Consider the following 11,855-nt stretch of genomic DNA (forward strand, 5'->3'; position numbering starts at 1 on the left):
TACACAGCCACTGTGGGAGCCGGCTTGCCGGCGATAGGTCGCACCGCGTAAACCACAGGCATAAAAAAACCGGCGCACAAGGCGCCGGTTTTTGCACCGCCAGAACGACTTACAGCCCGTCCAGCAGCGCCTTGTTGCGTACCGCACCCTTGTCGGCGCTGGTCGCCAGCAGGGCGTAGGCCTTGAGCGCAGTGGTCACTTTGCGTGGCCGTGCTTCGACCGGTTTCCAGCCTTTCTTGTCCTGTTCCACCCGGCGTGCGGCCAGCTCTTCATCGCTGACCAGCAGGTTGATCGAGCGGTTGGGGATGTCGATCAGCACCTTGTCGCCGTCCTGCACCAGGCCAATGGCGCCGCCGGCTGCGGCTTCTGGCGAAGCGTGGCCGATCGACAGGCCCGAGGTGCCGCCCGAGAAGCGGCCGTCGGTGAGCAGGGCGCAAGCTTTGCCCAGGCCCTTGGACTTGAGGTACGAGGTCGGGTAGAGCATCTCTTGCATGCCCGGGCCGCCTTTCGGACCTTCGTAGCGGATGATGACGATGTCACCTGCCTTCACTTCGTCAGCAAGGATGCCGCGCACGGCGCTGTCCTGGCTTTCGAAGATCTTGGCGTTGCCTTCGAAGACGTGGATCGACTCGTCGACGCCGGCGGTTTTCACCACGCAGCCGTCCAGGGCGATATTGCCGTACAGCACGGCCAGGCCGCCTTCTTGCGAGTAGGCGTGCTCGACGCTGCGGATGCAGCCGTTTTCACGGTCATCATCCAGGGTCGGCCAACGGGTCGACTGGCTGAATGCGGTCTGGGTCGGGATACCCGCCGGGCCCGCCTTGAAGAAGTGGTGAACCGCTTCGTCGTTGGTCTGGGTGATGTCCCACTTGGCGATGGCTTCTTCCATGCTCGGGCTGTGCACGGTCGGCAGGTCGGTGTGCAGCAGGCCGCCGCGGGCCAGCGAGCCGAGGATGCTGAAGATGCCGCCGGCGCGGTGGACGTCTTCCATGTGGTACTTCTGGATGTTCGGCGCCACTTTGCACAGCTGCGGCACTTTGCGCGACAGGCGATCGATGTCGCGCAGGTCGAAAGCGATCTCGGCTTCCTGGGCGGCGGCCAGCAGGTGCAGGATGGTGTTGGTCGAACCGCCCATGGCGATGTCGAGCATCATGGCGTTCTCGAACGCCTTGAAGTTGGCGATGTTGCGCGGCAGCACGCTCTGGTCGTTGTCGCCGTAGTAGCGTTTGCACAGCTCGACGATGGTGCGCCCGGCCTGCAGGAACAGCTGCTCGCGGTCGCTGTGGGTGGCCAGGGTAGAACCGTTGCCCGGCAGGGCCAGGCCCAGGGCTTCGGTCAGGCAGTTCATCGAGTTGGCGGTGAACATGCCGGAGCACGAACCGCAGGTCGGGCAGGCGCTGCGCTCGTACTCGGCGACTTTTTCATCGCTGGCGGTGGAGTCGGCGGCAATGACCATGGCATCGACCAGGTCCAGGCCGTGGCTGGCCAGCTTGGTCTTACCAGCTTCCATCGGCCCGCCGGAAACGAAGATCACCGGAATGTTCAGGCGCAGGGCGGCCATCAGCATGCCAGGGGTGATCTTGTCACAGTTGGAGATGCAGACGATGGCGTCGGCGCAGTGGGCGTTGACCATGTACTCGACCGAGTCGGCAATGATCTCGCGGCTGGGCAGCGAATAGAGCATGCCGTCGTGGCCCATGGCGATGCCGTCGTCGACCGCGATGGTGTTGAACTCCTTGGCCACGCCACCGGCGCGTTCGATCTCGCGGGCCACCAGCTGGCCCAGGTCCTTCAGGTGCACGTGGCCCGGGACGAACTGGGTGAAGGAGTTGGCGATGGCGATGATCGGTTTTTTGAAGTCCTCGTCCTTCATCCCGGTGGCACGCCAGAGGGCGCGGGCGCCGGCCATATTGCGGCCGTGGGTGGACGTTTTCGAGCGGTAATCAGGCATGAAGCACTCCTGGCGGCTAATCAGGTAACAAAAAGGGGAGTGAGCTTCTCTTGTCCTTTGCACCGAAGGCAGGTGGCCGCTGGTACGGATGAAGCCGAGATCGCCGCGGGATCGCCGTGCGCTCGGCCAGAGCTCATAAACCCGCCGGGGATGACTGGCGATGAATAGCCCGATTCTACACCGCTGCGGCCTTGAGGGAATGGCGTTGTGATAATTGGCCGTTAGTACAGCCCGCAAGGTAAAGGCCTTGGCGTCGGCTGCCAGGCTTTGGGTAGACTTGCGCGCTTCGCACCCCACTGGCCAAAAGGATTTGCAATGCCTGCGATAAGTCGATCTTTACTGTTCTACCTGGCCATTGGCCTGCTGCAAGGCCTGGTGTTCCTCTACGCCAGGCACATCCAGATCGATATCGCCGGGCTGCCATTTGGCCTGTGCGCCGCCGTGCTGGTGGCCGGGGTCAACCTGCAACTGCTCGGCAGTGCGGTGTTGCAACGCGGTACCGGTTGGCTGGTCCTGGGCCTGACGCTGCTGATCGGCTTTATCAGCAGCTGGACCTTCAGTCAGGACACCCTGGGCTGGGTCTGGCAGAGCTCATGGGTGGCTGCGGTTGCCGTGACCTACATCGGCACCGCCTTCATCCTCAGCTGGCCGACCCGCGAAGGCCTGCGGCTGCGCTATGAAGACCTGTTCCGGCATGCCTGGAACAACATCTTCATCGTCCTCCTGGCACTGCTGTTCACCCTGTTGTTCTGGCTGCTGCTGTGGTTGTGCGGACGCCTGTTCCTGATGCTCGGCATCCCCCAGGTCGAAGACGTGCTGACCTCGGCGCCAGTAGTGCGCATCGGTCTGGCGGTAGTGTTCTCCCTGGGGATGCGCATGGGCCTGGAGAACGAAAAAGTCATCGGCCTGCTGCGCGGCGTGCTATTGACCCTGTGTCGTGTGTTGCTGCCACTGAGCGCACTGATCGCCGTACTGTTCAGCCTGATGCTGCCGTTTACCGGGTTGCAGCCGATCTGGAATACCGGCTACTCGACCACCATCCTGTTGTTGCTGGTGGCCATCAACCTGTTTTTGGTCAACGGCGTGTTCCAGGATGGCCATCAGGCCAATCCCTATCCGGGCGTGCTCAAGCGCCTGGTCGAGGCCTGCTTGCTGTGCTTGCCGGTGCTGGTGGCGCTGGCGGGCTATTCAAGCTGGTTGCGGGTGAATCAGTACGGCCTGACGCCTGAGCGTATCCTCGCCCTGTTGTTGATCGGCGTGATGCAGGTGCACAGCCTTGCTGCTCTGTGGGCGGTGTTCGCCTCGCGCAAGGGCTGGCTCAATAGCCTGCGAGTCAGTAACCCGTGGATTGCCCTGCTCAGCGCGGTGCTGGTGGTGCTGTTCTATACGCCACTGCTGAACCCTTTGCAGCTCAGTGCCAACAACCAGGTCGAGCGCCTGCTTAGCGGGCGTACCGCCATCCAGGAATTCGATGCCAGAACCTTGTATCACAGCCTGGGCAAGCCGGGGCGTGAGGCGTTCACGGCGCTGGAAGAGCGGCTCAAGACTGACGAGCTGTTCGACGCTGAAGGCCGCAAGAGACTGCAGTGGATCATGGATGAATCCCACTCGCGGTATGGCGAAGACAATCGCGGGCCGAAACTGGAATGGTTGGGCCCCGAGCAGCCTGGCAGCGAGGTGTTCGCCAAGATGGGCATGGCCGAGACTCAATGCTCTGGCAGGGGCTGTTTTCTGTGGGGCGTGGACATGGATGGCGACGGGCGCAACGAAGTGTTGATGATCCCGCGGCACACCTACGCATCCAGCGTTTTCCTGTTTGCCCGCGAGGGCAAGGGGGAATGGCGCGAAGTCGGTAGCCTGCACAGTATTCGCGATAACACCGAGCGACTGGTTCAGCTGATCCGCCATGGGCAGATGAAACCGGTGATGCCGCGTTACAAGACGCTGACCCTCGATGGCGTCGATCTGACCTGGCAGCCCAACCGCTAGCGTATTACAGGCGAAAAAAATCCCGGCACCTGGCCGGGATTTTTTTATTGCACCACGCCTTAGCTGTTAGGCAGCAGGCGGCAGGTGATGCTCTTGATGTAGCGGGTTTCCGGGATCGCCGGGTGCACCGGGTGATCCGGGCCCTGGCCGCCGCGCTCGAGCAACTGGATGTTGCGGTCCAGGTGGCGGGCGCTGGTCAGCAGGATGTTCTGCAGGTCGTCTTCCGGCAGGTGCATCGAGCAGGATGCACTGACCAGGATGCCGTCCTTGGTCAGCAGGCGCATGGCCTGTTCGTTCAGGCGACGGTAGGCGCCTTCGCCGTTTTTCAGGTCTTTCTTGCGCTTGATGAAGGCGGGCGGGTCGGCCACGATCACGTCGAAACGCTCTTCGGAGGCCTTGAGCTCTTTCAGCGCTTCGAACACGTCGCCTTCGATGCAGGTCAGCTTCTCGGCAATGCCGTTGAGCCCGGCGTTACGCTCGACGCCGTCCAGGGCAAAGCCCGAGGCATCGACGCAGAACACTTCGCTGGCGCCAAAGGCACCGGCCTGTACGCCCCAGCCACCGATGTAGCTGAACAGGTCGAGCACGCGCTTGCCTTTGACGTACGGTGCCAGGCGCGCGCGGTTCATGCGGTGGTCGTAGAACCAGCCGGTCTTCTGGCCTTCCATGACCGGCGCTTCGAACTTCACGCCGTTCTCTTCCAGAGCCACCCACTCCGGCACCAGGCCGAACACGGTTTCAACGTAACGGCCCAGGCCTTCGGCATCGCGCGCGGCGGAGTCGTTCTTGAACAGGATGCCGGTCGGCTTGAGCACCTGAACCAGCGCGGCAACCACGTCGTCCTTGTGCTGTTCCATGGTCGCCGAGGCGAGCTGGACCACCAGGATGTCGCCGAAACGATCGACCACCAGGCCCGGCAGCAAGTCGGAATCACCGTACACCAGGCGGTAGAACGGCTTGTCGAACAGGCGCTCGCGCAGCGACAGGGCAACGTTGATGCGGTGCACCAGCAGCGATTTGTCCAGGGCCAGCTTGGCGTCACGCGACAGCAGGCGGGCGCAGATCAGGTTGTTCGGGCTCATGGCGACGACGCCAAGGGCCTTGCCGCCGGCGGTTTCGAGGATCGCCTGGTCACCGGCCTTGAAGCCATGCAGCGGGGTCGCGGCGACGTCGATTTCGTTGCTGTAGACCCACAGGTGGCCGGCGCGCAGGCGGCGGTCGGCATTGGCTTTAAGACGAAGGCTGGGCAGGGACATGACGTCGCTCCGGGAAAAAAGAGCGGGATTATAACCCGATGCCTGGCGCGTCGATGGGGAATAGCGACAAATTGCAACAGAGCGATGGCCTTTCGCTTCACCCCTGGCCAGTACGATCGGGTTAGAATCGCCGCTCAGCCCCGAGTGTGTACTTATGTCCCAGGAACTCTCCGCCGAACAGATCCAGAACGCCCTGCAAGGCATCAGCGTCCCGCCGCAGCCGCAGATCATGGTTGACCTGCAGTTCGAGCAATACATGCCCGACCCTGACCTGGAGGTGATCGCCAAGCTGATCTCCCAGGACCCGGGCCTGTCCGGTGCGTTGCTCAAGCTGGTCAACTCGCCGTATTACGGCCTGAGCAACAAGATCGCCTCGATCCAGCGCGCGGTGAACCTGCTTGGCAGCCGCTCGATCATCAACCTGATCAACGCCCAGTCGATCAAGGGCGAGATGAGCGACGACACCATCGTCACCCTCAATCGGTTCTGGGATACCGCCCAGGACGTGGCCATGACCTGCCTGACCCTGGCCAAGCGCATCGGCTCGCAGGCGGTGGACGAAGCTTATGCCCTGGGCCTGTTCCATGATTGCGGCGTGCCGCTGATGCTCAAGCGCTTTCCCGAGTACATGAGCGTGCTCGAGGATGCCTATGCCAGCGCCGGTGCCGAACACCGGGTGGTCGACACCGAGAACCAGGTGTTCAACACCAACCACGCGGTGGTCGGTTACTACACTGCCAAGTCGTGGCGCCTGCCGGAACACCTGAGCAATGCCATCGCCAACCATCACAACGCCCTGGCGGTGTTCAGCGATGACTCGGCGCGCAATAGCCAACTGAAGAATCTGCTGGCGATCCTGAAGATGGCCGAGCATATCTGTTCATCGTACCGAGTCCTGGGCAACCAGAGCGTGGACCACGAATGGAATACCGTCGGGCACCTGGTGCTCGATTATGTCGGCTTGTCCGAGTATGACTTTGAGAGTCTGAAGCAGACTATTCGCGAACTGGGCGGTCACTGATCCATGCCGGAATTGCCAGAAGTCGAAACCACCCGGCGCGGCATCGCGCCTTACCTGGAAGGCCAGCGGGTCAGCCGGGTGATCGTCCGTGAGCGGCGCTTGCGTTGGCCGATCCCCGAGGACCTCGACATTCGCCTGTCCGGGCAACGCTTCGTCAAGGTCGAGCGGCGCGCCAAGTACCTGCTGCTCAATGCCGAGGTCGGCACCTTGATCAGCCACCTGGGCATGTCCGGCAATTTGCGCCTGGTCGAGATCGGCTTGCCGGCGGCCAAGCACGAGCATGTGGATATCGAACTGGAGTCGGGCCTGGCGCTGCGCTACACCGATCCGCGGCGCTTTGGGGCGATGCTGTGGAGCCTTGATCCGCTCAATCACGAGCTGCTGATCAAGCTCGGCCCGGAGCCTTTGACCGATCTGTTCGATGGCGAGCGACTGTTCCAGCTGTCGCGGGGCAAGTCCATGGCGGTCAAGCCGTTCATCATGGACAACGCGGTGGTGGTCGGGGTTGGCAATATCTATGCGACCGAAGCGCTGTTCGCAGCCGGCATCGACCCGCGCCGCGAAGCCGGGAGCATTTCCCGGGCGCGCTACCTGAAGCTGGCGATCGAGATCAAACGCATCCTGGCCTGCGCCATCGAGCGCGGCGGCACCACCTTGCGCGACTTTATCGGTGGCGACGGCCAGCCGGGCTACTTCCAGCAGGAACTGTTCGTCTACGGGCGTGGGGAAGAGCCGTGCAAGGTGTGTGGCAGCATCCTGCGTGAGGTCAAGCTCGGCCAGCGCGCCAGCGTCTTCTGCCTACGCTGCCAGAAGTGAAGGTGTTTAGCGCGGGCTGAGCACCTGCGCGGCGCCCACGCCGCGGGGGTCGCTGGCGGCTTCGAGGGTTTGCCCGGCCTTGTCCCAGTACAGTACTTGCTGATTGCCGTAGGTCCGCCCCAGGTCCTTGAGCTGGTAGCCGCGTGCCTGCAGTTCACGCTGCTGCCCGGTGCTGAACGCCCCCGGCTCGTGCTCGACCACATCGGGCAGGTACTGGTGGTGATAGCGCGGCACCGCCGGCCAGCTGGCAACCGGCTTGCCCTCAAGAAACCCCAGCATCGACAACAGCACCATGCTCGGGATACGGCTGCCGCCCGGCGTGCCGAACGCGGCGAACTGGGTCGGGCTCTCGATAAAACTCGGGCTCATGCTCGACAGCGGCCGTTTGCCGGCGGCCACGGCGTTGGCCTGGCTGCCAGCCAGGCCGTAACTGTTGCTGCCACGAGGGTCGGCGGCAAAGTCATCCATTTCGTTGTTCAGCACCACGCCGGTACCGGGGGCGCTAAACGCTGCGCCAAATGGCAGGTTGACCGACAAGGTCGCGGCCACGGCATTGCCGTCGGCGTCGATCACCGCGAAGTGGGTGGTGTGATCGCCTTCGCGCCAGGCCGGGGCGGGCGGCAGGCTGCTGCTGGGCGTGGCCTGGTGCACGTCGATGCTGTCGGCCAGGCCCGTCAGGTAATGGCGTGCGAGCAGTTGTGGCAGCGGGTTGGCGACGTAGTCCGGATCGCCGAGCAGGCCGCGGTCGCGGTAGGCCCGGCGCAATACTTCCAGCACGTAATGGCTGCGCTGCACCGGTTCGGCGCTTTGCCAGGGCAGGCGCTGGAGCATTGCCAGGCTCTGGGCCAGGGCCACGCCACCGGCTGAGGGCGGTGGGGCGCTGATCAGTTCGCGTTGATCGGCCAGCTGATAACGCAGCGGCTCGCGTTTGGCCGTGCGGTAATTGGCCAGGTCATCCAGGCTCCAGATGCCACCCGCCGCTTGTACGCCTTGAACCATGGCCTGAGCGGTGGGGCCGGCATAAAAACCGTCGCGGCCCTGATAGGCGATGCGCTCAAGGGTGATGGCCAGTTCCGGTTGGCGGATGTGCGCGCCAAGGGCCGGGACTTCACCGTTGATGAGGAACAGTCGGGCGCTTTCCGGATCATCGCGCAGGGCGCTCAGGCGCATCTGGGCGCGGTCGCGGTAAATGCGGTCGACGGCAAAACCCTGGTTGGCCAGGCGAATGGCCGGTGCCAGGGTGCTTTTCAGCGGCAGCTTGCCGTACTGGGCGGCAAGATCGGCGAGCGCTGCCGGCAAGCCGGGAATCGCCGCTGCCAACGGGCCATTGATCGACAACCCGGGCTGGACCTTGCCGTCCTTGAGGTACATGGCTTCGCTGGCCTTGCCCGGTGCCCGCTCGCGGGCATCGATAAAGGCATAGCGGGCCGGTGTCTTGCCTTCGCGCAACAGGAAGAAGCCGCCGCCACCAAGGCCCGAGCCATAGGGCTCGACCACCGCCAGCGCGGCGCTGATTGCAATGGCTGCATCAAAGGCGTTGCCGCCTTGCTCAAGCACTTCCCGCGCAGCCGCGGTCGCCTGGGCATGCGGCGTGGCAATCGCGGCGCGGCCCGGGCCTTGGGCCTGGGCACAAACCGCGCCCAGCGCCAGGGCGACGCCAAGGACCAGCGGTACGAGCCGGGCGACGAACGGCATCAGGCCTTGCCGGTGATTCGGCGGTATTTTTCCATCAGCTGCTCTTCGGTTTCCGGATGCGCTTCATCCAGAGGAATGCAGTCTACCGGGCAGACTTGCTGGCATTGCGGCTCGTCGTAGTGGCCGACGCACTGGGTGCACAGGTTAGGGTCGATCACGTAGATCTCTTCGCCTTGAGAGATCGCGGCGTTCGGGCACTCGGGTTCGCAGACGTCGCAGTTGATGCAGTCGTCGGTGATGATCAGGGACATGGGGACTCCGGCCAGGGCTCAGCACCCGGGCATTTGAAAACCAATGGGCATAATTGTGCCGCATTAGCGCCCGCAGTGCACGCGGGCGCCATGGTCAAATCGCCGATGTCACTTCTTGAAGCGTTCGGTCAGGGCCTCGGCCACCACCGGGTGGACGAATTTGCTGATGTCGCCGCCCAGCGCCGCGATTTCCCGGACCAGGGTCGAGGAAATGAACGAATAGCGCTCCGAGGGGGTGAGGAACAGGCTCTCGACGTCGGGGGCCAGCTGGCGGTTCATGTTCGCCAGCTGAAATTCGTACTCAAAGTCCGAAACAGCCCGCAGGCCGCGCAGGAACACATTGGCCTGCTGTTCCTTGGCGAAATGCGCCAGCAAGGTGGAGAAGCCGATGACTTCGACATTGGGCAGGTGCTTGGTGACCTCGCGAGCCAGTTCCACCCGTTGCTCCATTGGGAACAGGGGGTTTTTCTTCGGGCTGGCGGCGACCGCAATGATCACTTGGTCGAACAGCCGCGAGGCACGCTCGACCAGATCGCCATGGCCCTTGGTAATAGGGTCGAAAGTACCTGGGTACAACACTCGGTTCATCGCGTCGTCCTGGCAGGAGTGCGTTGGGGAGTCGGATGGTATCGCAGCAGTGGCGGTCGGCCAAGTCACCCGTCCACGCTGAAGGCACTATAGACAGTGCGGCCATTTGTTGTCATCTGCCAGGCGCCAGACGCTCGGCCAGGGCATCGCTGAGCCGTGCACTGAGGCCATACACCGACAATTGCGGGTTGGCACCGATGCTGGTGGGGAACAGCGAGCCGTCATGGATCGACAGGTTGGCCAGCTGATGATGGCGTCCCAGACTGTCGCATACCGCCTGGCGCGGGTCCTCGCCCATGGCGCAGCCACCCATGACGTGGGCGCTGCCCAGGCGCGTGCGAAACAGCTCAAGGTTCAGGCCGTCGATCATCTGCCGGGCTTCGGCCAGGGTTTTTACCTGGCGGGCATCACTGTGCACCGGCATCACGCTGTCGGCGCCGGCGGCGAACTGGATTTCGGCCATGCTCTGGAAGGCCCGGCGCACGCCGTCCCAGGCATAGGGCGAAACCGGGTAGTCGAGCACTGGCGAGCCATCGCCGCGCAACTGCACCTCGCCACCGACGCTGTCGGGGTGAAAACCGTCGCGCAGCAAGGCGAGCATCACTTGGGTGTGCGGCAATTGCGCCATGCGCAGGGCGTTTTCCTTGCCGAAGCTGCCCAGCAGGGTGCTGGCCAGCGCCGGGTGCAGGGGCGGTACTTCAAGCTTGTAGCCCATCGGCCCGCTGACGCCGTCGCGCCACTGGAAATGGTCGGAGTAGATCGACTGCGGTGCGCCGTAGAACGGGTTGACCGGGTCCTTGAACAGCCCGGCGCTGAAGTTGACCAGGTGCAGGAAGGTGCGCTTGCCCAGGCGTTCATGCGGGTCCGGGGCGTCCGAGCGCAGCAGCAGGCCGGGGCTATTGATGCCGCCGCCGGCGAGGATGTAATGCCGGGCCTTGACCCGGATTTGCCGGCCGGTGGGTTCGACGCAGCGTGAGTCCATGGCCACGCACTGCAGGCCGCTGATCTGTTCACCGTTGTGTTCCAGGCGCTCGGCCCGGGCCAGGTAGAGCAGCTCGCCGCCGTGCTCGAGGGCCGCCGGGATGCTGGTGACCAGCATCGACTGCTTGGCGTTGACCGGGCAGCCCATGCCGCAATAGCCCAGGTTCCAGCAGCCGCGCACGTTGCGCGGGATCACCTTCCAGGTGTAGCCCAGCGCTTCGCAGCCGCGGCGCAGCGCCTCGTTGTTGGCGTTGGGCGGCATGATCCACGGCTCGATGCCCAGGCGTTGTTCCGTGCGCGCGAACCACGGCGCCAGTTCGGCGCTGCTCAGGCCCTTAACGCCATGTTCCCTGGCCCAGTGCTCCAGGGTCGGTTCAGGGGTGCGAAAGCTCGAGGTCCAGTTGATCAAGGTCGTGCCGCCGACCGCGCGGCCTTGCAGGATGGTAATGGCGCCATCCTTGCTCATGCGCCCGATACCTTCCTGGTAGAGGCTGGCGTAGGCCTGGTCTTCGAGCATGTGGAAGTCGCTGCTGGTTTTCAGCGGGCCTTCCTCGATCAGCAGCACCCTGAAGCCGGCGGCGCTGAGCAGTTCGGCACTGGTGGCACCGCCGGCGCCGCTGCCGATGATGGCGATGTCGGTTTCAAGGCTCAGGTCCTGGTCCAGGCGCGAGGCGTCACGGGTTTTCCAGCCACGGCCAAGGCCGTCGCGAAACAGGTCGGGTACGGGCATCTTCAGCCTCTTGTTGTTATGGGTGGATCAAACCTTGGGCGGGCCGGGGTAGCCGCAATGGGCCCAGGATTCCGGCAACTCGTACCAGGCCATGTGCAGCAGCTGCAGCAACGAGGCGTGGCCCATGCGCAGCAGATTCAGCGAGCTGTCCTGCCAGCGTTGCAGAAAGGCTTGGATCTGCGCGCTGCTGGCGTTGTCCCAGCTACCCCAGATGCCGGTCAACGGCCCACGGGTCAGCGCCATGGCGAGCACGTCGAACAGTTGCCGGGTCAGCTTGAGCATGGCCGGCGACAGGGCGGCAAGTTTGTTGTCCAGCCTGTGCAGCAAGGCTGCGCCGCTATCAGCCGCCTCGGTGCCGGCAAGCACGACCGGAATCAGCGCCTGAACAATGGCCAGGTCGTTCTGGCGCAGGGCGATGAAACCATGCGCCGGTGATTGCGCCGAGCAGCCGGCAAGGCTGGCACCCAGCCCGGCGGTGGCGAGGAAAGCGCTGGCGCCGAGGCTGAACTTGAGCAGCCCGCGCCGGCTGAGCGCGGGGGGTACAGGCAGGCTTGTAGTCATTGTTATCAGGCCCGAG

The 11,855-nt window shown here is 63.9% G+C and carries 10 protein-coding genes; 3 read left to right on the forward strand and 7 right to left on the reverse strand.

The window, feature by feature from the left end; genetic code table 11:
* Positions 1-109 precede the first annotated feature (109 nt).
* Positions 110-1,951 carry a dihydroxy-acid dehydratase gene (gene ilvD, locus UW3_RS0109595; RefSeq protein ID WP_010222169.1) on the reverse strand — a complete coding sequence of 614 codons (1,842 nt, stop codon included), beginning with the start codon at positions 1,949-1,951 and terminating at the stop codon, positions 110-112.
* Between the two features lie 315 nt (positions 1,952-2,266).
* Between ilvD and UW3_RS0109600 the strand changes: the two genes are divergently transcribed.
* Positions 2,267-3,940 carry a DUF4153 domain-containing protein gene (locus UW3_RS0109600; RefSeq protein ID WP_010222170.1) on the forward strand — a complete coding sequence of 558 codons (1,674 nt, stop codon included), beginning with the start codon at positions 2,267-2,269 and terminating at the stop codon, positions 3,938-3,940.
* 59 nt (positions 3,941-3,999) lie between these two features.
* Here the strand turns inward: UW3_RS0109600 and UW3_RS0109605 are convergent, their stop codons facing one another.
* On the reverse strand, positions 4,000-5,196 hold the full coding sequence (locus UW3_RS0109605; RefSeq protein ID WP_010222172.1) for a class I SAM-dependent rRNA methyltransferase: 1,197 nt from the start codon (positions 5,194-5,196) through the stop codon (positions 4,000-4,002).
* A gap of 154 nt (positions 5,197-5,350) precedes the next feature.
* Between UW3_RS0109605 and UW3_RS0109610 the strand changes: the two genes are divergently transcribed.
* Together UW3_RS0109610 and mutM are read left to right on the forward strand one after the other, a co-directional pair.
* Complete coding sequence (locus UW3_RS0109610; protein WP_010222173.1) at positions 5,351-6,217, forward strand: HDOD domain-containing protein; 867 nt, start codon at positions 5,351-5,353, stop codon at positions 6,215-6,217.
* Between the two features lie 3 nt (positions 6,218-6,220).
* Positions 6,221-7,033: a bifunctional DNA-formamidopyrimidine glycosylase/DNA-(apurinic or apyrimidinic site) lyase gene (gene mutM / locus UW3_RS0109615; protein ID WP_010222174.1), complete on the forward strand. Its 813-nt coding sequence runs from the start codon at positions 6,221-6,223 to the stop codon at positions 7,031-7,033.
* A 6-nt stretch (positions 7,034-7,039) separates the two neighbouring features.
* Here the strand turns inward: mutM and ggt are convergent, their stop codons facing one another.
* The 5 genes from ggt to UW3_RS0109640 all read right to left on the reverse strand — a co-directional run bounded on the left by ggt (position 7,040) and on the right by UW3_RS0109640 (position 11,839).
* Positions 7,040-8,728, reverse strand: coding sequence for a gamma-glutamyltransferase (gene ggt / locus UW3_RS0109620; protein ID WP_010222175.1), 1,689 nt, complete (start codon positions 8,726-8,728; stop codon positions 7,040-7,042).
* Positions 8,728-8,979, reverse strand: a complete 252-nt coding sequence (locus UW3_RS0109625; RefSeq protein ID WP_010222176.1) for a YfhL family 4Fe-4S dicluster ferredoxin — start codon at positions 8,977-8,979, stop codon at positions 8,728-8,730. The genes ggt and UW3_RS0109625 overlap by 1 nt, the downstream gene beginning before the upstream one ends.
* Positions 8,980-9,087: 108 nt before the next feature.
* The gene (gene coaD, locus UW3_RS0109630; RefSeq protein ID WP_010222177.1) at positions 9,088-9,567 is read right to left on the reverse strand and encodes a pantetheine-phosphate adenylyltransferase; all 480 of its coding nucleotides are present in this window, start codon (positions 9,565-9,567) and stop codon (positions 9,088-9,090) included.
* A gap of 112 nt (positions 9,568-9,679) precedes the next feature.
* Positions 9,680-11,278, reverse strand: a complete 1,599-nt coding sequence (locus UW3_RS0109635) for a GMC family oxidoreductase (protein ID WP_010222178.1) — start codon at positions 11,276-11,278, stop codon at positions 9,680-9,682.
* Positions 11,279-11,305: 27 nt separating this feature from the next.
* On the reverse strand, positions 11,306-11,839 hold the full coding sequence (locus UW3_RS0109640; RefSeq protein ID WP_010222179.1) for a hypothetical protein: 534 nt from the start codon (positions 11,837-11,839) through the stop codon (positions 11,306-11,308).
* Positions 11,840-11,855 lie beyond the last annotated feature (16 nt).

Origin of the sequence: Pseudomonas donghuensis (assembly GCF_000259195.1) — a bacterium.
GTDB classification, from domain to species: domain Bacteria; phylum Pseudomonadota; class Gammaproteobacteria; order Pseudomonadales; family Pseudomonadaceae; genus Aquipseudomonas; species Aquipseudomonas donghuensis.